Source organism: Streptomyces sp. NPDC027962 (assembly GCF_055566095.1).
This window is the reverse complement of record NZ_JBVHTA010000052.1, coordinates 23,452-47,803: the sequence shown is the minus strand read 5'-3', so window position 1 is coordinate 47,803 and position 24,352 is coordinate 23,452. Positions and strand designations below refer to the sequence as shown.

Annotated in this window: 14 protein-coding genes; 8 read left to right on the top strand and 6 right to left on the bottom strand. The window is 70.3% G+C overall.

Annotation, left to right across the window (positions count from 1 at the left end):
• Positions 1–223 precede the first annotated feature (223 nt).
• The 5 genes from ACZ4SA_RS32700 to ACZ4SA_RS32680 all read left to right on the top strand — a co-directional run bounded on the left by ACZ4SA_RS32700 (position 224) and on the right by ACZ4SA_RS32680 (position 8,612).
• Positions 224–1,588, top strand: coding sequence for an ABC transporter substrate-binding protein (locus ACZ4SA_RS32700; protein ID WP_468281538.1), 1,365 nt, complete (start codon positions 224–226; stop codon positions 1,586–1,588).
• Between the two features lie 4 nt (positions 1,589–1,592).
• Positions 1,593–2,939 (top strand): carbohydrate ABC transporter permease, encoded by a 1,347-nt coding sequence (locus ACZ4SA_RS32695; RefSeq protein ID WP_468281537.1) that lies wholly within the window; start codon positions 1,593–1,595, stop codon positions 2,937–2,939.
• Positions 2,936–3,835 carry a carbohydrate ABC transporter permease gene (locus ACZ4SA_RS32690; protein WP_468281536.1) on the top strand — a complete coding sequence of 300 codons (900 nt, stop codon included), beginning with the start codon at positions 2,936–2,938 and terminating at the stop codon, positions 3,833–3,835. Before ACZ4SA_RS32695 ends, ACZ4SA_RS32690 begins: the two co-directional genes overlap by 4 nt.
• Positions 3,836–3,991: 156 nt before the next feature.
• On the top strand, positions 3,992–6,310 hold the full coding sequence (locus ACZ4SA_RS32685) for a bifunctional glycosyltransferase/CDP-glycerol:glycerophosphate glycerophosphotransferase (RefSeq protein WP_468281535.1): 2,319 nt from the start codon (positions 3,992–3,994) through the stop codon (positions 6,308–6,310).
• Positions 6,311–6,356: 46 nt separating this feature from the next.
• Entirely contained in the window at positions 6,357–8,612 is a 2,256-nt protein-coding gene (locus ACZ4SA_RS32680) for a bifunctional glycosyltransferase family 2 protein/CDP-glycerol:glycerophosphate glycerophosphotransferase (protein WP_468281534.1), read from the top strand.
• On the opposite strand, the gene ACZ4SA_RS32675 is transcribed toward ACZ4SA_RS32680, so the two are convergent.
• The 5 genes from ACZ4SA_RS32675 to ACZ4SA_RS32655 all read right to left on the bottom strand — a co-directional run bounded on the left by ACZ4SA_RS32675 (position 8,584) and on the right by ACZ4SA_RS32655 (position 16,206).
• The gene (locus ACZ4SA_RS32675) at positions 8,584–8,958 is read right to left on the bottom strand and encodes a DMT family transporter (RefSeq protein WP_468281533.1); all 375 of its coding nucleotides are present in this window, start codon (positions 8,956–8,958) and stop codon (positions 8,584–8,586) included. The genes ACZ4SA_RS32680 and ACZ4SA_RS32675 overlap by 29 nt on opposite strands.
• A gap of 34 nt (positions 8,959–8,992) precedes the next feature.
• A complete protein-coding gene (locus ACZ4SA_RS32670) occupies positions 8,993–10,522 on the bottom strand; it encodes a methyltransferase domain-containing protein (RefSeq protein ID WP_468281532.1) in 1,530 nt (509 codons plus the stop codon).
• Between the two features lie 121 nt (positions 10,523–10,643).
• Positions 10,644–11,873, bottom strand: a complete 1,230-nt coding sequence (locus tag ACZ4SA_RS32665; RefSeq protein ID WP_468281531.1) for a glycosyltransferase family 39 protein — start codon at positions 11,871–11,873, stop codon at positions 10,644–10,646.
• A 138-nt stretch (positions 11,874–12,011) separates the two neighbouring features.
• Positions 12,012–15,446: a bifunctional glycosyltransferase/CDP-glycerol:glycerophosphate glycerophosphotransferase gene (locus ACZ4SA_RS32660; protein WP_468281545.1), complete on the bottom strand. Its 3,435-nt coding sequence runs from the start codon at positions 15,444–15,446 to the stop codon at positions 12,012–12,014.
• Between the two features lie 142 nt (positions 15,447–15,588).
• A complete protein-coding gene (locus ACZ4SA_RS32655) occupies positions 15,589–16,206 on the bottom strand; it encodes a TetR/AcrR family transcriptional regulator (RefSeq protein ID WP_468281530.1) in 618 nt (205 codons plus the stop codon).
• A 162-nt stretch (positions 16,207–16,368) separates the two neighbouring features.
• Between ACZ4SA_RS32655 and ACZ4SA_RS32650 the strand changes: the two genes are divergently transcribed.
• From ACZ4SA_RS32650 to ACZ4SA_RS32640, 3 genes are read left to right on the top strand one after another with little or no spacing between them, the layout of a single operon-like run.
• A complete protein-coding gene (locus ACZ4SA_RS32650) occupies positions 16,369–17,307 on the top strand; it encodes an ABC transporter permease (RefSeq protein WP_468281544.1) in 939 nt (312 codons plus the stop codon).
• Positions 17,300–18,103 (top strand): ABC transporter ATP-binding protein, encoded by an 804-nt coding sequence (locus ACZ4SA_RS32645; protein ID WP_468281529.1) that lies wholly within the window; start codon positions 17,300–17,302, stop codon positions 18,101–18,103. The genes ACZ4SA_RS32650 and ACZ4SA_RS32645 overlap by 8 nt, the downstream gene beginning before the upstream one ends.
• A gap of 52 nt (positions 18,104–18,155) precedes the next feature.
• Positions 18,156–19,127: a serine/threonine-protein kinase gene (locus ACZ4SA_RS32640; RefSeq protein ID WP_468281528.1), complete on the top strand. Its 972-nt coding sequence runs from the start codon at positions 18,156–18,158 to the stop codon at positions 19,125–19,127.
• Positions 19,128–19,218: 91 nt separating this feature from the next.
• Here the strand turns inward: ACZ4SA_RS32640 and ACZ4SA_RS32635 are convergent, their stop codons facing one another.
• Positions 19,219–24,183 carry an NAD-glutamate dehydrogenase gene (locus ACZ4SA_RS32635; protein ID WP_468281527.1) on the bottom strand — a complete coding sequence of 1,655 codons (4,965 nt, stop codon included), beginning with the start codon at positions 24,181–24,183 and terminating at the stop codon, positions 19,219–19,221.
• Positions 24,184–24,352: the final 169 nt, after the last annotated feature.

The following is a 24,352-nucleotide window of genomic DNA, read 5'->3' as shown; positions in this document are numbered from 1 at the left end:
CGCTCCGGGGCGCTTCCGCACCCCCGGGACTGTTCCCGGCCGCCCCGCCGTTTGACCTGACATCACGTCACAAGGGGATCACGAAAGGGTGATTGTCGCCGGGGGCGGTATTGCGACACCCGAACCGCGGGCGTAGACCTGTCGGACGGACCGGCAACGGCCCGGTCACAGGTGACTCGCAACAGATCACGGGACAGCAGCGCACGGCAGAGACGGGGCAGTGATGCACAGAACTCTTCGTACGGGCAGGGCCGCAGTGGTGTTCGCGGCGATCGGCGCGCTCGCACTTGCCGGCTGTGGCGGCGACAAGGACGGCGACGAGCCGGGCGACGGCGGCCCGACGAAGGGCACCGAGAAGCCCGCGTCGGTCCAACTGCCCAAGCTGGACGGCGAGAAGATCGAGATCGCCGCCGTCTGGAGCGGCCCGGAGCAGGAGAATTTCACCAAGGTCCTCGACGAGTTCGAGAAGCGCACGGGCGCGACGGTCACCTTTGTCCCGGCGCAGGACCCGATCGTCAACTTCCTCGGCACGAAGATCGCGGGCGGCAGTCCGCCGGACGTGGCGATGCTGCCCCAGGTCGGAGCGATCCAGCAGGCCGTGGCGCGCAAGTGGGCCAAGCCCGTCGGGCCGGAGGCCAAGGCGCAGCTCGCGAAGAACTACGCGAAGGCCTGGCAGGACCTCGGCGCCGTCGACGGCACGCAGTACGGCGTCTACTACAAGGCCGCCAACAAGTCCCTGATCTGGTACAACAACACCGTTTTTGAGAACGCGGGGGCGACAGCGCCGAAGACCTGGAAGGAATTCCTGACGACGGCGGAGACGGTCTCGGCGTCGGGCGTCACACCGGTCTCGATCGCCGGCGCCGACGGCTGGGTCCTCACCGACTGGTTCGAGAACGTCTACCTCTCCCAGGCGGGCCCGGAGAAGTACGACCAACTGGCCAAGCACGAGATCAAGTGGACCGACCCGTCGGTGAAGGACGCGCTGACCACGCTGGGCGAGCTGTTCGGCAAGCCGAGCCTGATCGCGGGCGGTACGGACGGCGCGCTCCAGACGGAGTTCCCCGCTTCGGTCACCCAGACGTTCAGCGGCGGCGACGCACCCAAGGCGGCGATGGTCTTCGAGGGCGACTTCGTGACCGTCAACATCGCCCAGACCGACGCCAGGATCGGTACGGACGCGAAGGTCTTCCCGTTCCCGGCCGTCGGGGCGAAGCCGCCGGTCGTGACCGGTGGGGACGCCGCGGTGGCGCTGAAGGACAGCAAGGGCGCGCAGGCGCTGCTGACCTTCCTGGCCTCGCCCGACGCCGCGGCCATCCAGGCGGCGGCCGGCGGGTTCCTCTCGCCCAACAAGTCCCTGGACGTGGCCGCGTACCCGAACGACGTGCAGCGTGAGATCGCGAAGGCGCTGATCGCGTCGGGCGACGACTTCCGCTTCGACATGTCGGACCAGATGCCGCAGTCGTTCGGTGGCACGCCCGGCAAGGGCGAGTGGAAGATTCTCCAGGACTTCCTGAAGAACCCGAAGGACGTCGCGGGCACCCAGCAGAAGCTGGAGTCGGAAGCGGCCAAGGCGTACAAGAGCTGACGTCATGTCGGCCGTGACCGCGGGGGGCCCGGCTCGTCCGACGCCCCCCGCCGACAAACGCAAGAGCGTGACAGGCACACGTAAATTGGTGGCGGCCGGCTTTCTGCTGCCCGCGCTGGTGCTGCTGGGCGCGCTCGTGGTCTACCCGATCGGGTTCTCCCTCTACCGCTCCTTCTTCGACCAGTCGGGCAGCGGCTTCGCCGAGCTCGGCAACTATGTGGAGATCTTCACCGACGACACCATCCTGACAGCGGTCAAGAACAACGCGATCTGGGTCGTCGTCGCGCCGACGGTCTCCACGGCCCTCGGCCTCATCTTCGCCGTGCTCACCGAACGGATCCGCTGGGGCACCGCGTTCAAGCTGATCGTCTTCATGCCGATGGCGATCTCGATGCTCGCCGCGGGCATCATTTTCCGGCTCGTGTACGAGCAGGACCCGGAGCGCGGAGTGGCCAACGCAGTCTGGGTGGGCGTGCACGACACGTTCTCCGAGTCGGCCGGTTTCCCGCGTGCCCGTCCTCTGCCGGTGCATCCGCTGGAACCCGCCGGGGGCGGTGCGTTCATCACCAAGGAGCCGGTGTCCGCCGGGACTCCGGTACAGATACCCCTGGTCGGTGTCGCACCCGCGAAGATGCCGACGGACGCCGAGCCCGCGAAGCCGGCCGAGACGGGCGACGGGAAGATCCACGGCACGGCGTGGCTGGACTTCACCCGGGGCGGCGGCGGCAGACCGAACGTCGTCGACACCAGGGAGCTCGGGCTCAAGGGCATCAAGGTGGAGGCGGTCAAGGACGGCAAGGTGGTGGCGGACGCCCGCGCCGGAGCCGACGGGACGTTCACGCTCCCGGCCTCCGCGGAGGGCGCGCTGCTGCGGCTGCCCGCCGAGAACTTCCGCGAGCCGTACAACGGCGTCAACTGGCTGGGACCGAGTCTGGTCACCCCCGCGATCATCGGCAGTTACGTGTGGATGTGGGCGGGATTCGCGATGGTGCTGATCGCGGCAGGTCTGGCGAGTGTGCCGCGCGAACTCATGGAGGCGGCCCGCGTCGACGGCGCGAACGAGTGGCAGGTGTTCCGCAGGATCACGGTGCCGCTGCTGGCGCCCGTGCTCGCGGTCGTCCTGGTGACGCTGATGATCAACGTGCTGAAGATCTTCGACCTGGTCTTCATCATCGCGCCGGGCTCCTCCCAGGACGATGCGAACGTCCTGGCGCTCCAGCTCTACCGCTCCTCCTTCGGCACCGACGCGGACCTGGGCCTGGGCAGCGCGATCGCGGTACTGCTGCTTCTGCTGGTGCTGCCGGTGATGTTCTTCAACATCCGGAGGATGCGAAGGGAGACCCGGCGATGAGCTCGACCGGCACCACGGCGAAGGCCGGCACCCCGGTCGGGGCGAAGCACTCCCTCGCCACGCGGATCGCGGCCCGCACCGGCGGCGGCGTGCTGCGGGTCTTCCTCGTCCTGGCCGCCCTGTTCTGGCTGATGCCCACCGTCGGCCTGCTGCTCTCCTCCCTGCGCGACAGCGGCGACATCGCGGAGAGCGGCTGGTGGAAGGTGTTCAGCGCCCCTGCCGAGCTCACCACCCAGAATTACTCACGGCTGCTGGAGAACGAGGCGATCACCGGCTCGCTCCTCTCCACGGTGATGATCACCGTCCCGGCCACCGTGCTCGTCGTGGTCATCGGCGCGCTCGCCGGGTACGCCTTCGCCTGGATGGAGTTCCCCGGCCGCGACTGGTGGTTCATGGTCGTCGTGGGGCTGCTGGTGGTCCCGGTGCAGGTCGCCCTCGTTCCCGTGTCCGAACTCTTCGGTGTGATCGGGATCTTCGAGACGACGCTCGGTGTGGTCCTCTTCCATGTCGCGTTCGGTCTGCCCTTCGCGATCTTCCTGCTGAGGAACTTCTTCGCGGAGATCCCGCGTGAGCTGCTGGAGGCGGCCCGGCTCGACGGCGCCGGCGAGATCCGGCTGTTCACCCGGGTCGTCATGCCGCTGGGCGGACCGGCGATCGCCTCGCTCGGCATCTTCCAGTTCCTGTGGGTGTGGAACGACATGCTGGTCGCTCTGATCTTCGCGGACTCCGACAGCGCGCCGATCACCGTCGCGCTGCAGCGTCAGGTACGGCAGTTCGGCAACAACATCGATGTGCTCGCGCCCGGCGCGTTCGTGTCGATGATCATCCCGCTGGCGGTGTTCTTCGCCTTCCAGCGGCAGTTCGTCTCCGGTGTCATGGCGGGGGCCGTCAAGTGACCGGCTGACACAAGAGCGCGCGAAGGACGGCGGCCCGGTTACCCCGTAACCGGGCCGCCACTGCGTGTTGGTCCCCCGTATGCCACGTGCGGCGTAACCAAGTCACCCCATTGGCCGTTCTCGGGCCATCTGCCCGCGCCGACCCATGGATGTGACGTGCCCCGGTTCAGTGTCATCGTGCCCGCGTTCAAGGTTCAGGCCTACCTGCATGAATGCCTGGATTCGGTGCTGACACAGACTTGTCCGGACTTCGAGCTGATCGTGGTCGACGACTGCTCGCCCGACGCCTGCGGTGCGATCATCGACGAGTTCGCGGCGCGCGACCCGCGCGTGCGGGCCGTCCACCTCCCCGCGAACGTCGGCCTCGGGCAGGCGCGCAACACCGGCCTGGCCCGCGCGAGCGGCGAGTACCTCCTCTTCCTCGACAGCGACGACAGCCTCGTCCCCGGCGCTCTCGCGGCCATCGCCGACCGACTCGAGGAGACCGAGGACCCCGACGTCCTGATCTACGACTACGCCCGGACGTACTGGACGGGCGAGGTCGCCAGGAACAGGTTCGCCTCGCTGCTGACCGATCAGGGACCGGCTGTCTTCCGTCTCGACGACCGCCCGGACCTGCTCAAACTGCTCATGGTGGTCTGGAACAAGGCGTACAAGCGGGAGTTCGTCGAGCGCGAGGGCTTCGCCTTCCCGCCCGGCTACTACGAGGACACTCCCTGGACCTATCCGGCCCTGCTCGCCGCGTCCACCATCACCACGCTGGACCGGGTCTGCGTGCACTACCGCCAGCGCCGCCAGGGCGGCAACATCCTCGCCACGACCAGCCGCAAGCATTTCGACATCTTCGACCAGTACGACCGCGTGTTCGCGTTCCTCGACGTACGGCCTGCGCTCGCGCACTGGAAGCCGGTCCTCTACCGCCGCATGATCGACCACTTCTCCACACTGGCCACCGCACGCGGCCGGCTGCCGCAAGGCAGCCGCGCGGAGTTCTTCCGCATGGCCCGCGCGCACTGCCGCCGGCACCGTGCCCCCGGCGCCGCACCCGCCCTGCGCGGCCGGCTGCGCCATGCGCTGATCCGCAGCGGCGGCCACCGCGTCTACCGTGCGCTGTGGGCGACCGACCTGCTGCGCTCACGCACCCGCCGTGTCGCCGGGCACGCCCGTCGTGGGCTGCTCGCCGCCGCCCTGCGGGTGCACTACCGCATCCAGCTGCGGCTCCCGGTCCGCTCGGACCTGGCGGTATTCGCCGCGTACTGGAACCGCGGCTACTCCTGCAATCCGGCCGCGATCGAGGAGAAGGTGCGCGAGCTCGCCCCGCACATCCGCACGGCCTGGATCGCGCAGGAGGCCCACCATCACACCGTCCCCGCGGGAACGAGGCGGCTCCGGCCGGGGACGTTCGCGTACTGGTCGGCGCTCGCCCGCGCCAAGTACCTCGTCAACAACGTCAACTTCGACCGCCGCCTGGTCAAGCGGCGCGGCCAGATCATGCTCCAGACCCATCACGGCACGCCGCTGAAGACGATGGGCATCGATCTCCAGGAGCGCCCGGCCGCCGCCCGCTCCATGGACTTCGAGCAGCTGCTCGCGAACGCCGACAAGTGGGACTACTCGCTCTCCGCCAACCGCCACTCGACCCTGGTGTGGGAGAGGGTGTACCCGTCGGCCTGCACCGTGCTCGAGTACGGGTATCCGCGCAACGACGTGTTCCAGCGCACCGGTGCCGAGGACGTGGCACGGCTGCGCGCCTCACTCGGCATCCCGGAGGGCCGCACCGCCATCCTCTACGCCCCCACCCACCGCGACTACCGCCGCAGCCAGACCCCGCTGCTCGACGTCGAACGGCTCGCCGCCGCTCTCGGCCCCCGGTCCGTACTCCTCACCCGCGCCCACTACTTCAGTGACGCGCCGCTCGGCGGCGCCGCGGCCCACCGCGTCATCGACGTGTCCGACCACCCGTCGGTCGAGTCCCTGTGCCTGGCCTCCGACGGGCTCATCACGGACTACTCGTCCCTGATGTTCGACTACGCGGGCCTCGACCGGCCGATCGTCCTGCACACCGGCGACTGGGACGCCTACCAGGCGGCGCGCGGAACCTACTTCGACGTGCGGGAGTGTCCGCCGGGGGAGGTCGCCCGCACCGAGGACGAGCTGATCGACATCTTCGCGACCGGCCACTGGCGCGGCTCACGCTCGGCCCAGCTGCGGGCCGCGTTCCGCGAGCGCTTCTGCCCGTACGACGACGGGAACGCCGCCGAGCGCGTCGTGCGCCGGGTGTTCCTCGGCGAGTCCGCGGGCCTGCCGGTCGTCCTCCCGCAGGAACAGCGCACCCCGGTGGGGGTGCCGGTACCGGCACCCGCCAGGGAGGTCGTGCCCGAGGACGTGGCCGGATCCGCCCCCGGGTCGGCCTCCGTCTCCGTCCCCGAAGCCGCCCCCGGGTCGGTACCCGGGCCGGCGCCCGTCCACGCCTGAACCAGAGCAGACAACCAGAGCAGCAAGAACGCGAGAAAGAGTGTCCATGCCCCGTCTGAGCGTCGTCGTCCCCGTCCGTCGTGTGCGCGGAAGCCTGCGCGAGTGCCTGAACTCGGTGCTCTCCCAGTCCTTCGCCGACTTCGAGATCATCGGGGTGGCCGACGGATCGCCGGACGGCTCAGGGCAGTTGCTGGACGAGATCGCGGCCGGTGACCCGCGGGTGCACGCCGTCCACCTGGCGGAGCCGGCGGGCTCCGACGGCCGGCGCACCGCGGGGACCGAGCGGGCGAAGGGCGACTACCTGCTGTTCCTGGAGGCCACGCACATCCTGCTGCCCGGTGCGCTGCAGCGCATCGCCGACCGGCTCAGTGCCGCGCAGGACCCGGACCTGCTGCTGTTCGGCCATATCCGTACGCCGTTCCGCGGCACGCCCCAGCCCAGCCGTTCCCTCCAGCTGCTGACGGAGACGGGCGGCGCCGAGGTCTGTACGCTCGCCGACCGCCCGGAGTTGCTCGGGGTGGCCGCGGTGAGCTGGAACCGCGCGGTGCGCCGCGAGTTCCACGAGGCCGGGCAGCTGTCGTTCGCCCCGGGCCAGTACGGCGACCGCACGTACGCGCTCGGCACGCTCGCGACGGCGGGCACCGTCGCGGCGCTGCCCGTCCCCTGTGTCGAACACCGGCAGCAGCGGTACGTGCCGGAGCTCGCCGAGCCGGAGGACACGGTGCGCCCCGTCGACGTGGTCGAGCATTTCGGTGAGCTCTTCTGCACGCTGCGGGGGACGCCGGGCTTCGACGCCGTGCACGCCCCGCTGTTCGACCTGGTGGCGAAGGAACTGCTGGAGACATACGCGACGGTCACCCGCCGCCGTCGTGCGTACGTCCGCGCGGTTACCGCGTTCCACCGGGACCACCGGCCGCGCGAGCACCGGGCTCCCAAGGGCCTCGCGGCCCTGCGGCTGCGGCTGCTCACCGGCGGCCGGGCCGCGCGGCTTCGGGCCCTCGACGCGGCGCTCGCGATCCGCCGGGGGCTGCTGGCCGTCCCGCCGGCGCTGCGCAAGCAACTCGCTCGCAGGCTCTCTCCGTTGCACTACCGGTTCCAGCGGCTGCTGCCGCTGGACCGCAGGCTCGCCGTCTACAGCGCCTACTGGAACCGCGGTGTGAGCTGCAACCCGGCGGCGATCCAGCGCAAGGCGGCCGAGCTGGCGCCTCATGTGCGCGGTGTGTGGGTGGTATCGCAGAATGCGGCCGCCGAGCTGCCGCCCGGCATCGACCATGTCGTACCGGGCACGCGTCGCTACTGGGCGGTGATGGCCCGCGCCACGTACTTCTTCAGCAACGTCAACTTCCCCAACCAGGTCGTCAAACGTCGGGGACAGATCCATGTGATGACCCACCACGGCACACCGCTGAAGGTCATGGGGGTGGGCCAGCACTGGTATCCGGCGGCCGCGCAGGGGCTGAACTTCAAGGATCTGCTGCACCGGGTCGACCGCTGGGACCTGAGTCTGTCCTCCAACCCTCACTCGACGGAGAGCTGGGCGAGCGCCTACCCCAGCGCCGTACGGCACCTGGAGACCGGGTATCCCCGCAACGACGTCCTCGTCGGCGCGGACCCCGAGCGGATCCGCGCCGTCCGCGAGTCGCTCTCCATCCGGCCCGGGCAGCGGGCCGTGCTCTACGCGCCGACCTTCCGCGACCACGAGCGGACCTTCACCTGCCGGCTCGATCTGGAGCGCGTCGCCAAGGCCCTGGGCGAGGACACCGTGCTCCTGGTCCGAGCCCACTACTTCCACGACGACAGCGGGCTCGGCACGCACCCCGGCATCATCGACGTCTCCGGCCATCCGAGCGCCGAGGAGCTGTACCTGGCGGCGGACGCCCTGGTCACCGACTACTCGTCCGCGATGTTCGACTACGCCAACCTCGACCGGCCCATCGTCGTGCACGCCCCCGACTGGGAGACCTACCGTGCGGTGCGCGGCGTCTGCTTCGACCTGCTCTCCGGCGCGCCCGGCGACACACCGGGCGCCGTGACCCTTTCGACGGACGAGCTGATCCGGGTCTTTACCGACGGCACCTGGGACAACGAGGCCAACCGCGAGCTGCGCGCGGCCTTCCGGGCGCGCTTCTGCGCTTTCGACGACGGCCGGGCCGCGGAGCGGGTGGTACGCCATGTGCTGCTGGGCGAGGAACTGCTGCCGGTGACGCCGCCCGCGCAGCGCAACCGGGCGGCGGTGCCGCGCCAGGCGCACGGCACCGCACCGGAAGGCACGCTCAGCGCTGCTGACCGGCCATCACCGTGACCAGGCCTGCCACCACCATCAGCGAACCGGCCCAGGTCCACATCGAGGTCCGCTCGTGCAGCAGGGTGGAACTGGCGAGCACGATCAGCAGATAGCCCAGGGCGTTGAAAGGATAGGCGACGTTCAGCGGCACCTGGGCCAGGGTCGACATCCAGGCGACCGCGGAGACGCCGAAGACGACGAGGCCGACGACGACCCACGGGGTCGTCGCGGCTCGCATCACCAGCGACCCGCCGCTGTGTTCGGCCACCGCGGCGGCCGACCGCATGCCGTGTTTCAGCATGATCTGCCCGGCCGCCGACGAGAAGACCGCGAAGAGCAGCAGCAGCAGGCTGGGCAGGGTCAAGGTCTTCCTCCTGGGCGGCGGTCGGAACAGGGGGTCAGGCTCCGACGCCCACTCGGCCGGCCTGCTCGGCCGGGACATACTGGCGGTTGAGAATGTCTTGGACATCGATGTGCTCCCCGGCGACGATCGTCTGCGCCGCGTGCGGGGTGAGCACGGCGACGTACTGGTAGCCGAAGAGTGTCGGCCGCACGCGGGTCAGGAGCCGGGAGACTCCGCCCAGAGCTCTCGCGGCGATGCCGCCGCCGAGCACGGACCAGAAGGGCGCGCCGGTCGAGGTGACCTGCAGCTGGTCGAAGCCGGCGGCCCGCACGGTGCGGCGCAGGCTGCTGCGGGTGAAGAAGCGCAGATGCGTCTCGTCGAGGATGCCGCGCCGGTCGTAGCCGAAGGCGCCGAAGGCGACGCGGAGCCGCGAGTACCAGTGGCTGAAGTTCGGCACGGACAGCAGCATCCGGCCGCCGGGGCACAGCACTTCGCGCAGCTCCCGCAGTACGTGCTCCGGCCGGGACAGGTGCTCGATGACGTCGCCCGCGACGACGTAGTCGTAGTCGGCGCCGATGTCCGGCGGCAGGCCCTCTTCCAGGTTCGCCAGCACGAATTCGGAGCAGCGCTCCCTGACGCCGGGGACCTCGACGAAGTCCAGCCCGGTCACGGTGTGCCCGAGGTCCTCCAGGCGCTCGGCGAACTGGCCGCCGGAGCAGCCGACATCGAGGACGCGGCCGGGCGGCATGGCGCGCATGATGCCGAGGATGGCGGAGTGCGACGAGCCGTCGCCCTCCTTGAAGGCGTACTCGACAGGCTTGGGGATCCAGGGGCAGGTGCCGAATCCCTTGAGCGCGAGGCGGTATTCGAGGACGTCCTTGACGACGTCCTTGGCGTAGCGCATGCCGTTGACGTAGCAGATCTCGTCACCGTAGTAGGTGGGGACGGGAATCTCCTTGATCCGCATGCCGGCGTCGAGCAGCTGGACGATGATCTGGGTGTCGAAGTCGAACGCGTCGGTGTTCCGGTCGATGGGCAGCCTGCGCAGCGCGGCGACGCCGTAGGCGCGGTAGCCGGAGTGGAACTCGGTGAGTTCGGAGCCCAGGAGGCCGTTCTCGAAGCGGGTGAGGATGCGGTTGCCGAGCCACTTGTAGAACGGCATGCCGCCCTTGAGGGCGCTGCCCGGGCGCATCATGCGGGAGCCGAACACCGCCTCGCACTCGCCGCGTTCGATGGGGGCGACCATCTCGGGCAGCAGCTCGGGGGCGTACTGGCCGTCGCCGTGCAGCAGCACCACGATGTCCAGTCCGCGTTCGGCGGCCAGGGCGTAGCCCGCCTTCTGGTTGCCGCCGTAGCCGAGGTTCTTGGTGTGCCGCATGACGACGGTCGGCGGCATGCCCTCCAGCTGCGACCAGCGACAGCCCGCGGTGAACGTCTCGTCACTGCTCGCGTCGTCGAGGATGAGGATCTCGGCGATGCGGGACCGGAAGTCCTTGGGGATGCGGTCGAGCGTCTTCTCCAGCGTCGACTCGGCGTTGTAGGCCACGACAAGGATGCCGATCCGCGGGCTGGGGCTTTCCTTCACGGGGGCTTCTCTACTCTTTCTTCGGTGCGGGTCTTCGGTGCGGGTCTTCGGTGCGGGTCTTCGGTGCGGGTCTTCGGTGCGGGTCTTCGGTGCGGGTCTTCGGTGCGGGTCTTCGGTGCGGTCAGTTGACGGATGAGGCGGGGAAGGGCTTCTCGGTCCGTGGGGCGACGACGGGCACCGGCTCGTCCGGTCCCCGGGCGGGCGGTTCGGCGAGCACTCTGCGCAGGCCGGACACGATCCCGGCGGCGAGCAGCAGCCAGCCGGCCTCCGCGAGGTGCAGCGCCCAGTCGTCCCAGCGGACGGCGCTGGCGCCGGAGTACACGCAGACGGTGACGATGCCGACGACGACGCCGTAGCCGAGGCCTTCCCACAGTCCGAAGAGGCAGAGGCCGACGACGGGCCAGGCCAGGTACTGGACGGCGGAGCCGGTGCTGAGCAGGAGCAGCAGTGTCAGCGACAGGGCGACCGCGTAGGCCGGGGCGGTGGGCCGCTCCCAGGCGAGCCAGGCGCCGGCGGCCATGCACAGCAGCACGCAGACGAGGCGGAAGTCACTGTGCAGGGCGAGGATGAACTCGTCGGACGCGCCCGCCCAGTCCGCGAACCGCACGAACCCCCACAGCCGGGCCCGCCCGCCCTCGTACTCGAGAACCTTCTCCCGCAGCGGCACGGGCACGGTGGCGAGCACCGATCCCCACAACAGCAGCGCCACGGCCGCGAATCCCGCGCAGAGACGGGTCAGCGCCGGACGGCCCGCACGGGCGGCGGCGACGAGGAGAGCGGGAACCGCGACGACCGGAATGAGTTTGATGCTGACGGCGAGCGCGGCGACGGCTCCGGCGGCAAGGGGGGAGCGCCGGTCGGCGAGCAGATAGGCCGCCAGGACCGCGAACATGATGGCCACCGAGTCGGTGTTGCCGTGATATCCGGACGTGGCGAACAGGACGGGGCTGACGGCGCATCCGATTCCGCATGCCATGGCGGTGCTCAGGGAGCGGCGGCGGCGCAGGATCTCGAATACGAGAACGGCGGACACGAAATCGGCGACGCACGCGGGCGTGCGGATCAGCGCGCCGAAAGCGATGCCGAGTTTCTCCAGTTCGTCGAAGCCGAGGAGCATCCAGCTCGCGAGCGGTGGATGGTTGTAGACGGGCAGCCGCGGCATCGGGTGCTCGTAGATGCGGACCGGGCCGACCTGGGCGATCGCGGCGGCGAAGGCGTCGAAGAAGCGAACGTCGGCCGGCCCGCGCACCAGTGCGGCGAGGACCATTTTGGCCGCGAACGCGACTGCGGAGACGCCGATGACGGCGGTCCTTGCTCGCCGCACCGCGGGCGTCGCCGTTTTCGTTCGCATTCGCTGGTCCATGGCCGCCGAACGTAGCAATCCGAAACGTCAACATCCCGCACCGATAAACACACTTAAATGTTGGGGAGTTCACTGCGCTGCGATCTTCGGCACTTGCCCGGCGCGTGAATCACCCGTACGGCGGCGTCAGCCGATCGCCTCGAGCATCCGGTCGGCCACCGCCGCGGCGGCGCGCTCGTCGTCGAGATCGCAGAACACCTGGCGGAACGCCTCGTACGCCTCCGCGTGCCGCGCCATGGCGTCCGCCGGGGCGCGCATTGCCTCGATGAGTTCCGCGCCGTCCGGGATCAGCGGTCCGGGCGCCTTGGTCTCGAAGTCGAAGTAGAAGCCGCGCAGGGAGTCCCGGTAGTGCTCCAGGTCGTACGTGTGGAACAGCATCGGGCGGCCGGTCTGCGCGAAGTCGAACATCAGCGAGGAGTAGTCGGTGACGAGCGCATCGCTGATCAGCATGAGCTCCGCCACGTCCGGGTAGCGCGAGACGTCGAGCGCGAAGCCGCCCGTGTCCGGCAGCCGCTCGCTGACGAGATAGTGCCTGCGGACCAGCAGGACGTGGCTGTCGCCGAGTTCGGCCCGAGCGGCCGCGAGGTCGAGCCGCAGGTCCAGCGCATAGCGTCCACCCCCCTTGGGGCGGTCCTCGCGCCAGGTCGGCGCATGGAGGACGACCTGCTTCCCCTTGGGGATGCCGAGGCGTTCCCGCACGGAGGCGGCGACCTTGGCCCGGTCCTGCGCGTGCAGCAGAGAGTTGCGCGGATAGCCCGACTCGACCACCTCCCCGCCGTAGCCGAAGGCACGCCGCAGGATCGGGGTGGAGAAGCGGTTGGGCGACACCAGCAGACTCCACTGCGCGGCGCGCCCCGGCAGCGACTCGATGTACGCGCGGTTGGCCTGGGTCGTGCCGAGCAGGTCCCGGCCGATGCGCTTGAGGGGCGTGCCGTGCCAGGTCTGCACCACGAACTGGTCCGTGCCGCGCTCGAACCACTCGGGCAGTTGGGTGTTGGTCACCACCGCCCGGCTGGTCGCCAGCGCCTCGTGCCATTCCGCGCCACCGTATGCGACGGCGCGGACCCCGGCGGGCAGCCGCGCCTGCTGGTCGCGTACGACCCACAGCGGCTCGAACGGGGTGTCGCGGCGGAGCAGTTCCTCGTGGACGGCGCGGGGCGAGTCGGAGAACTGGCGGCCGTCGAAACTGCTGAAGAGCACGGTGTCACGGCGCGGCCTGACCCGCAGGACGGCCGCCCTCTCCCGCATCCGGCGCTCGTTGAAGCCGCCCCGCTCAGAGACCGGCAGCACCGGGCCGGACTCCAGGACGAGTTGGTCGTGGTGGCGGCGGGTGAGGGTGAAGTCCCTCCCGCGGACGCGCTGCACGGCCGGCACGGTCGTGTGCGCGGCGAACGCCAGCCGCATCGGGGCGTACCGGTCCGGGTCGCTCTCGCCGCGCTCACGGAGGAACGGGTACCAGCGGCCCTCGGCGAGCGGGACCTCTCCGCCGGGACCGTCGACGGCCCCCGGCGCGATGACGGCGCGGAAACGGCCGCCGCCCTGCGGCTCGTGGCCGACGACGGCTTCCTCGTGGGTGGCGCTGTGCTGCAACACCAACTCTGCGGCCACGAAGGCGGATTCGTTGAACTGCCCCTCGATGACCAGCTCGCCGGAGATCGTCCAGGCGAACGTGTCGACGAGAGGCTGGACACGCTGACCGGACAGGACGAGGTTGCCGGACGCATCGGCGCCGACGGCGATGTCACGGTCGCCGAACGGGTACCGGCCGGTCGGCGTCGTGTCGCGCATCGCGAGGGGCACCCGGCTGCCGTCGGCGCGCAGCAGGCGGACCGCCCACGGGGTGCCGCCGAGGGACTCCGCGGCCACCTCCACCGCGAACGTGCCGTCTTCCGCGGCCCGTACCGGCAGCTCCAAGTGCTCCTTGGTGTGCCGGTTCTCCAGCCGCAGGGCCTTGGCCTCGCTTCCGCCGCCCAGCACAGCGCCCTCGATGCGTACCTTCCCGTCGGGCGTCCCCGCGTGCCCGGTGCACAGCGCTGCGACCTTCTCCGTCCTCATCCGCAGCTTGTTGCCGCTGAGCACCGGCACGACGCGCAGATCGTCGCGGACGTGGTGGACGACGGGGGCGGCACGGTTGCCGAGCATCCGCAGCGGCCCGCGGCGCAGCGCCCCACCGCCGAACACGCCGACCTCGAGGTTCCAGGTGGCGGTCGGCCCGTCGAGCCGCGCGGGATCGACGACGGTTTCGAAACCGGCCCGGTCGTAGCAGTGCAGGCCCTGCCGCGAGGCAGCGGTCGCCTCCGGCGCGTCGGCGGCGCGCAGCCGCAGCGGCACCACCCGCCACCTGCCGGCCCGCAGCCAGCCCATGGTGAGCGGACGCCGCTCCGCCGCCGGGCGGTTGCGGATGTACGCGTAGCCCTTGAGATGCAGCTTGCCGTCCCGCCACACCGCCTCCGTGATGTCGGACATCACCGGCAGATCGCCGGGGGCAGGCCGGTCGGCGCCGCGCGGCAGCGGTGCGGTGAGCACGGGGTACTCGGCGCGTCGCCCACGCGGCCCACGGAGGCGGAACGCGTCCCGCCCGTGCTTCTTCTCGAAGGCGAGCAGGTCGAGGAGTTCGGCGGTGCGGCGCTTTCGTACGAGCTGCCACTTGACGCGGAGATGCAGCGGAAGCGCCGCGAGGACGGCCGGGTCGGCGGAGTCCGCGAAGGCGCCGGCGTGCTCCATGAAGGCGCCGTGGTACTCGGCGTCGCCGTCCGGCAGCGCCTCCATGAACAGCCAGAGGTCACTGCTCAGCACACTGAGCTCGTAACGCCGCCTGCCCTCGGCCCACTTGGGCTCCCGTGCCAGGAAGTCACGCGCCGAGGTGACCGACGTGGTGCGGTCGTGCACCGCTTTCGGCCGCGCCCTGCGTGTGGTGATCGATCCGTCCCGGTCACGCCACAGGTAGACCGTGTCGTGCAGGACGTCGACGGACGCGGCGAGGAAGTGCGCCGGAAGGATCACCGGGATGTCCTCGAACAGGACGCCCTCGGGGAAGGCGAGGGAATGCCGGTCCCAGAACTCCCTGCGGAACACCTTGTTGCAGGCGATCCGGTCGTAGAGAAGCGGCCAGTGCCGTGTGACGTGCGTGGCCGTACGGGACGTGGCCATGGGCTCGCGGAACATGGGCGACTGCTGGATCTTGCCGCTCGCCCGCAGCCGGCTCACGTTCCCGCTGACGAAGTCGGCGCCCGAGGCGCCGAGCGAGTCGAGCATCTTCCCGTACGCGTCGGACGGCACGATGTCGTCGCTGTCGACGAAGGCCAGGAACTCGCCGCGGGCCACACGTGTGCCGGCGTTGCGGGCGGCGCCGAGTCCGGCGTTCTGCTGCGGGACGAGCCTGAACCGCTCGTCCTCGTCCACGAACCTCCGGGCGATCGCCGCGCTCCCGTCCGTGGAGCCGTCGTCCACCATGACGACTTCGAGCTCACACAGGCTCTGCTCGGCGAGCGAGCGCAGGCACTCCTCGAGGAAGTCCTCCACGTTGTACACGGGAACGACGACGCTGAGCCGAAGCGGCATGGTGGGCACGTCCATTCAAGAAGCGCGGGGTTGCTGCGGAGAACAACCCGTCCACCGCAGCGGGGTCACCCCCCTTCGCCCATCCGGGTGACGCCCCGGACACCGGGACGGCGCAGGCGGGAACGTGCGTCCACAGCGAGCCCTACGCCAGGAGGGCCGCCACCGCTCCCCGCGCCGCGTCGTCCAGGTATCCCTCCGGCAGTTCGCCCCGCACCACGACCAGCCGCCAGTACAGCGGCCCGACGATCACGTCCAACGCCCGGTCCGGGTCCGTCGATTCGGGGAGTTCGCCCCGCGCCACCGCGTCACGGACCATCAGGGCGGCCACGCCCCGCTGGCTGTCCAGGAGCGCCGCCTTGATCGCGTCCGAGATCTCGGGGTTGCGCGCCGCCTCGACGAGCAGATCAGGGATGACCTGCGAGGCCACCGGGTGCCGCAGGGCGTGCGCGGCCGCTTCCAGGAGCGCTCGTACGTCCCCGTACAGCGACCCCGTGGCCGGTGCGGGCAGCCCGTCGGCCGCGAAGGCGGAGACCAGGTCCAGGACGAGCGAAAGCTTGGACTTCCAGCGCCGGTAGACCGCCGTCTTCCCGACACCCGCCCGCCGCGCGATGCCCTCGATCGACATCCGGGCGAATCCGACCGCCGCGAGCTCCTCGAAGACGGCGCCGCGAATGGCGTCGGTCACATCCTCTCGGAGCACGGCCGCTCCAGCGGGGGCGCGTCGTGGGCTTCTGGGGTCGGTCGTCATGCGCAGGAGCATACGCCGCGAGGACGCAACGGTTGCGTTCCGACGTCGCGGCGTCCTACCCTCCCCGTAGCGACGATACGGTGCCGTTCCATCGTTGACCATCACGACGGCCAGTGAGCACCCCGGAAAGCGAGTCCCGTGACCACAGCGACCGCCGCCGAACCCGCAGGCCTCATGGGCCCCACTGTCCCGGAGGACCCTGCCGGCCCCGCAGGCCCGGCAGGTCCCACTGCCGGGCCGCGCCCCACCGACCTCGCCGCGCTCGCCGCCCGCCACGGGCTGACCGTCAGCGGGGCGCGCCCCACCCTCCCCGAGTACGTCCGTCAGCTGTGGGCCCGCCGCCACTTCATCACCGCGTTCGCGACCGCCAGACTCACGGCCCAGTACAGCCAGGCCCGTCTCGGCCAGCTCTGGCAGCTGATGACCCCGCTGCTCAACGCGGCCGTCTACTACCTCATCTTCGGCGTGCTGCTCGGCACCGCCGACAACGTGCCCGACTTCGTGCCGTTCCTGGTCACCGGCGTCTTCATCTGGACCTTCACCGCCAACTCGATCACGGCCGGCACCCGTGCCGTCTCCGGCAACCTCGGACTGGTCCGAGCCCTGCACTTCCCACGCGCCGCGCTGCCCATCGCACTCGCGCTGCAGCAACTGCAGCAACTGCTCTTCTCGCTCGGCGCGCTGATCGTGATCCTCATCGGCTTCGGACAGTTCCCCACCGCGTCCTGGCTGCTCGCCGTCCCCGCGCTGCTACTTCAGGCCGGCTTCAACACCGGCCTGTCGATGGCCATGGCCCGGGTCGCCGCCCACACGCCCGACGTCTCGCAGCTGATGCCGTTCCTGCTGCGCACCTGGATGTACGCGTCGGGCGTGATGTGGTCGGTCGACAAGGTCGTCGGCGACCGGAACCTGCCGCATCCGGTGGCTCTCGCGCTGCAGTACAACCCGGCGGCCGTCTACATCGACCTCGTGCGCTTCGCGTTCATCGATTCGTTCACCGCCGACCGCCTGCCGCCGCACGTCTGGGCCGTGGCCCTGGCATGGGCCGTGCTCTGCGCCGCCGGCGGATTCCTGTACTTCTGGAAGGCTGAGGAGCGCTACGGCCGTGGCTGACAACCGAACCGACGAACCCGCCCCCACCGTCGTCGTCGACGGCGTCCACATCACCTACAAGGTCAACGGCGCACGCACCGGCCGGGGCAGTGCCACCTCCGCCCTCAGCCGCATAGTCTCCCGGAGGGCAGCCCCCGGTGTGCGGGATGTGCACGCGGTCAAGGGCGTCAGCTTCGCCGCATACCGAGGCGAGGCGATCGGCCTCATCGGTTCCAACGGATCGGGCAAGTCCACCCTGCTCAAGGCCATCGCCGGGCTGCTCCCCACCGCCCAGGGCAAGGTGTACACGCAGGGCCGGCCGTCCCTCCTCGGCGTCAACGCCGCCCTCATGTCCGACCTCACCGGCGAGCGCAACGTCATCCTCGGCGGCCTCGCGATGGGCATGACCCGCGCACAGATCCACGACTGCTACGACGACATCGTCGACTTCTCCGGCATCAACGAGAAGGGCGACTTCATCACCCTTCCGATGCGCACGTACTCCTCCGGAATGGGGGCACGGCTCCGTTTCTCCATCGCCGCCGCCAAGAGCCACGACGTGCTGCTGATCGACGAAGCGCTGTCCACCGGCGACGCACGCTTCCGCCGCCGCAGCCGGGAACGCATCGACGAACTGCGCCAGGAGGCCGGCACGGTCTTCCTCGTCAGCCACAGCAACTCGACCATCACCGAGAGCTGCGACCGCGCCCTGTGGCTGGAGGCGGGCACCCTGCGGATGGACGGCCCGGCGAAGGAGGTCGTCGCGGCCTACGAGGAGCTCACCGGAGCCAGGTCCGGAAAGAAGGCCGCGCGGTAGGCTCCCGTGCCGGACGCCGACCGGGACGGGCCGGCGGGGATGGTGGGGGTGGGTGGTGGGCAGTCGAGGGCCTGAACCACTGCGGGACGACGATCCGCGCGAGATCGCCGGATACCCGCTCGAGGCACGGATCGGCGAGGGCGGCATGGGCACCGTCTTCCTCACCCGCACCCGCGATGCCGGCGCGCTGCCCGTCGCCCTGAAACTGATCCGCCGCGAGCACGCGCAGAGCGAGAACTTCCGCCGACGGTTCGCCCGCGAGGTCGAAGCCGCACAACGGGTCCACGGCCCCCACCTGGTGCGGGTCGTCGACCACGACGCGGAAGCCGAACGGCCGTGGCTCGCGACCCTCTACCTGCCGGGACTGCCGCTCGACGAGGCACTCGGCACCTTCGGGCCGCTGCCGCCCGCGTGCGTCCTGCTGCTGACTGCGGGCGCGGCCCGCGCGCTGGACGCCGTGCACACCGCCGGCCTCATCCACCGCGACGTGAAGCCGGGCAACATCCTGCTGACCGCCGAGGGGCCCTGGCTGCTCGACTTCGGCATCGCACGCGCCGCCGACGGTACGTCCGTGCTGACCACCGTCGGCCGCATGGTCGGCACGCCGAAGTACATGTCGCCCGAGCACGCCCTCGGCAGGCAACTCACCCCGGCGTCCGACGTGTTCACGCTCGGTCTGGTCGCCGCGGAAGCCGCCACGGGACGCCATCCGTACGGGGAGGGCGGCGGCCTCGTCGTCGCGACCCGCATCGCCGGCACCGACCGTGAGCCCCCGGACCTGTCCGCCCACCCACCGGCCCTGCGCCGGCTTCTCACCGCCACCCTCGCGCCCCGCCCGGAGGACCGCCCGTCGGCGTCGGAGGTGGCCGACATGTGCGGGGCAGCCGACTTCACCTGCTGGCTGCCGAAGCGGCTCACGTCGTCGGTGACGGCCATCGGACGGGCGGCGGCGAAGGCATCGGGCCGCAGCCGAACGGACCCCCGCACCACAGGCTGGTTCCCCCGCCTCCGCGACAAGCCCTGACGGGTCTGCCGCGACACGGCGTGAGAGAGAACACGGGGGCCGGGCCGCGCATGGATGCGCGGCCCGGTCCCCGTGCCAAAGGCACAGCCCGTCAGCTGTGCGTACGCAGCAGCTGCCGCATCGTCCGCATCGCCACCGACAGGTTCGCCAGATCGAACGTGTCCGAGCTGTGGATCTCGTCCAGCGTCGTCCGCGCCCGGCCCAGGATCGCCGCGTTCTTGTGCTCCCAGGCCTCGAACCGCTCCTGCGGCGTCGAGGTCCCGTTGCCCACGGTCAGCACGTCCGCCGTCAGCGCCGCGTGCGCCGCGTACAGGTCCTCGCGGATGGAGGCGCGGGCCATCGACTGCCAGCGGTCGGCCCGCGGCAGTTCGATGATCCGGTCCATCAGCTGCGTGATGGAGAGCCGGTCCGCGAGGTCGTAGTACACCTCGGCGACCGCCAGCGGGTCCTGGCCGCTACGGTCCGAGATGGCGACGATGTCGAGGGTCGGGAACGCGGAGGAGAACCCGGCCACCCGCAGCGCGAGGCCCTCAGGGACGCCCGCCCCGGTGAGCTCGTCGAGGATGCCCTGATACCACTCCAGGTCCGCGCCGCGCAGCATCTTCGGCAGCGCCGACCACACCTGCTCCACGCGGTCGGCGAAGAACTCGATGGTCTCCCCGAGCTCCAGCGGCTGCGGCCGGTTGCCCAGCAGCCAGCGCGTGCCCCGCTCGACGAGGCGGCGCGAGTGCAGCCGGACACGGGTCTGGATGTCCGCGGCGACCTTGTTGTCGAGCGCCTCGACCGCGTCCCACACCGCGCTGAGCCCGAAGATCTCACGCGCCGCGGTCTGCGCCCGCACGATCTCCTCGATCGATGCCCCGGTCTCCTCCCGCAGCCGGTGCAGGAACGTGGAACCACCGGCGTTCACCGTGTCGTTGACGAGCACCGTCGTCACGATCTCGCGGCGCAGCGCGTGCGCGTCGATCGCGTCGCCGAACTTCTCGCGCAGCGGCTTGGGGAAGTACGCGTGCAGCAGCCGGCGCAGATACGGGTCGTCCGGCAGGTCGGTCCCGATCAGGTCCTCCGCCACCGTGATCTTCGTGTAGGCGAGAAGAACGGCCAGTTCGGGCTGGCTCAGGCCCTTGCCATGGCCCAGCAGTTCGCGGATCTGGCGGTCGGTCGGCAGGAACTCGAGCGCCCGGTTCAGATGTCCGTCACGCTCGAGACGCCGGATGAAGCGCTGGTGGGCGTGGAGCAGGGAGGGCGACTGGGCGACGGCGTTGGCGAGCGCGGTGTTCTGCGCGTAGTTGTTGCGCAGCACGAGCGCGCCGACCTCGTCGGTCATCTGTGCGAGCAGCTGGTTGCGCTGCTTGACGGTCATGTCACCGTCCGCGACGAGGCCGTTGAGCAGGATCTTGATGTTGACCTCGTGGTCGGACGTGTCCACACCGGCGCTGTTGTCGATGGCGTCGGTGTTGATCTTCCCGCCGTGGCGGTCGAACTCGATACGGCCCAACTGGGTGCAGCCCAGGTTGCCGCCCTCGCCGACGACACGGACGCGCAGGTCCTCGCCGTTCACGCGGATGGCGTCGTTGGCCTTGTCTCCGACGTCGGCGTTCGACTCGGTGGATGCCTTGACGTACGTACCGATGCCGCCGTTCCACAGCAGGTCGACCGGTGCCTTGAGGATCGTCTGCATCAGATCGGCCGGGGTCATCTTGGTGACGCCGGGCTCGATGCCGAGGGCTTCGCGCATCGCCGCGTTGACCGGGATCGACTTGGCACTGCGCTGGTGGATTCCGCCGCCGTGCGACAGCAGATCCTTGTTGTAGTCGGCCCAGGAGGAGCGGGACAGCTCGAAGAGCCGGCGGCGCTCGGCGTATCCGATGGCCGCGTCCGGGTCCGGGTCGATGAAGATGTGCCGGTGGTCGAAGGCGGCGACGAGCCGGATGTGCTCGCTGAGCAGCATGCCGTTGCCGAACACGTCGCCGGACATGTCACCGACGCCGACGACGGTGAAGTCCTCGGTCTGGGTGTCGTGGCCGAGCTCGCGGAAGTGCCGCTTGACCGACTCCCACGCACCGCGGGCGGTGATGCCCATGCCCTTGTGGTCGTAGCCGGCCGAGCCTCCGGATGCGAACGCGTCGCCGAGCCAGAAGTTGTAGGCGAGCGCGACCTCGTTGGCGATGTCGGAGAAGGACGCGGTGCCCTTGTCGGCGGCGACGACGAGGTACGTGTCGTCCTCGTCGTGGCGGACCACCTGCGCCGGCGGGACGACCTCGCCCGCGACCATGTTGTCGGTGATGTCGAGCAGCGCCGAGATGAAGGTCTTGTAGCAGGCGATGCCCTCGGCCAGCCAGGCGTCGCGGTCCACGGACGGGTCCGGGAGCTGCTTGGCGACGAACCCGCCCTTCGCGCCGACGGGCACAATCACGGTGTTCTTGACCATCTGCGCCTTGACCAGGCCGAGGATCTCCGTACGGAAGTCCTCACGCCGGTCGGACCAGCGCAGGCCGCCGCGCGCGACCTTGCCGAAGCGCAGGTGGACGCCCTCGACCCGCGGCGAGTACACCCAGATCTCGTACGCCGGGCGCGGCGCGGGCAGGTCCGGGATGGCCCGCGGATCGAACTTCATCGACACGTAGCCGTGCGTGGCGGCCGCCGCCTCCCGGCCCTGCTTGCCGCTTCCCGCATCGGCGCTCTGGAAGAAGTTGGTGCGCAGAGTGGCCTTGATGACCGTGAGGAAGGAACGCAGGATACGGTCCTCGTCGAGGCTCGCGACCTGGTCGAGCGCGCCGTCGACCTCCTCGAGCAGGCCGTCGATCAGCTCGGTGCCCGCCCGCTGGCGGTCCGGCGACATCCGGGCCTCGAAGAGGGAGACAAGCAGCCGGGTGGTGTGGACGTTGTTGCGGAGGGTGTCCTCCATGTAGTCCTGGCTGAAGGTCGAACCGGCCTGGCGCAGGTACTTCGCGTAGGCGCGCAGCACCATCGCCTCACGCCAGTTGAGCCCGGCGCCGAGGACCAGCGAGTTGAAGCCGTCGTTCTCCGCCTCGCCCGTCCATACGGCGGCGAAGGCGTCCTGGAAGCGCTCGCGGGCGTCGTCGGCGAGGTAGTCGCCGCCTGAGCTTGTCCGCGGCAGACGCATCCCGAAGTCGTAGATCCAGGCGTGCGTACGGTCCGCGCAGCGCAGCTCGTACGGACGCTCGTCGACGACCTCGCAGCCGAGCCGCTGCAGCACGGGCAGCACTGCGGACAGGGAGACCTGCTCTCCGGTCCGGTAGATCTTGAAACGCCGCTCGCCGGGGCCCGCGCCGACCGGCTCGTACAGCGAGAGGGCGAAGTCCTTGTCGGAGTGGGTCAGCTCCTCGAGGCGTACGAGGTCGGCCACGGCGGAGCGCGGCGAGTGGTCGGCCTTGTAGCCCTCGGGGAAGGCGCCCGCATAGCGGCGCAGCAGCTCGGCGGCGCGCTCCTCGCCGAACTCGGCGTTCAGCGCCTCGCCGAAGCCGTCCGCCCAGGAGCGGGCGGCCTCCACCAGCCGGGCCTCGATCCGCTCGGTGTCGGCGTCGGTGAGGTGCGGCAGCTCGGTGCCGGTCGGCACCCGGACCACGAAGTGGATACGGGAGAGGATCGACTCGGTGTTCCAGGCGGTGAAGTCGACGCTGGTACCGCCGAGCTCCTCCTTGAGGATGTCGATCAGGCGCAGCCGGACACCCGTGGTGTAGCGGTCGCGCGGCAGGTAGACGAGGGCGGAGTAGTAGCGCCCGTACTCGTCCTGGCGCAGGTAGAGCCGCAGCCGGCGGCGCTCCTGGAGGTACAGCACGCTGGTGACGATCGACCGCAGCTGGTCGGCCGGGGTCTGGAACAGCTCGTCGCGCGGGTACGTCTCGAGGATCTGCAGCAGGTCGCGGCCGTCGTGGCTGTTGGGCGAGAAGCCGGCGCCCTGCAGCACCTCGGCGACCTTGCGGCGCACGACGGGCACACGGCGCACGGACTCGGTGTACGCGGCGGACGAGAACAGGCCGAGGAAGCGGCGCTCGCCGACGACGTTGCCCTCTGCGTCGAACTTCTTGACGCCGATGTAGTCCAGGTAGCTCGGGCGGTGCACGGTCGCGCGGCTGTTGGCCTTCGTCAGGACGAGCAGCTTGTGCTCACGGGCCTTGGCGCGGGCGTCGGCGGGCAGCCGGCTGAAGGACGGGCTGACCGGGTGGGTCTCGTCCTCGCTGTGGTGCGGGTCGGAGCGCAGTATTCCGAGACCGGTGCCGGGCACGGCGGCCAGCGCGTCCGAGTCCGTGAGTTCGTACTCGCGGTAGCCGAGGAAGGTGAAGTGGTCGGCGGCGAGCCAGCGCAGCAGTTCGCGCGCCTCCTCGACCTCCTGGTCGGGCAGGTCGTCGGCCTTGGGCTCGTTCGGCAGGTCCTCGGCGATGCGCAGCGCGGCGTCGCGCATCTTCTCCCAGTCCTCGACGGCCTCGCGGACGTCGGACAGGACACGCAGCAGATCGGCGGTGATCTGCTTCAGGTCGGCGCGGTCGGTCTCACGGTCCATCTCGACATGGATCCACGACTCGACGAGGGCGTCGTGCGGCAGGTCCTTGGCGTGCGTCCCGGAGGGCAGCACCTCGATGAGCCTGCCCGTCACGTCGCGCCGGACGACGACCTGCGGGTGGATCACGACATGGATGCCACGGCCCTGGCGGGAGAGCTCATTGGTGACCGAGTCGACGAGGAAGGGCATGTCGTCGGTGACGACTTCCACGACGGAGTGGCTGCAGGTCCACCCGTTCTCCTCCACGGTCGGCGTGTGGACCCGGACGTTCGCCGTGCCCTGGGGGCGGTTTTCGGCGAGCCGGTAGTGGGAAAGTGCCGCACCGAAGACATCGACCGGATCACGGCCGGTGAGATCTTCCGGAGCAGTGTGCAGGTAGTAGCGCTGGAGGTACGTGAGGAGGGTGTCCCGGTCGGGACGCTTTCCCTGCTCGGTCCCAGTCGGAAGGTGCCCCCCGGCCGGGCTGTTCTCAGCTACCCGGGCGGCCCGTGCGAGCAGCTCGGCCTTGGCTTCGTCCAGCTTGGTCTGCATGTCCTCTGGCTCCTGTCGCGCGCCGTTGCGTGACGTAGGTGAAAGATGCGACGAATCGCCGCGACACGGGGTGTCCGTTCGCAGTCGACGGTATGCCGCGATGAGAGTCGTCCGATTCGATATCGGCCAATTCGGTCTGGCCGGCCGGACGGGAAGGGTCAGCGAGAGC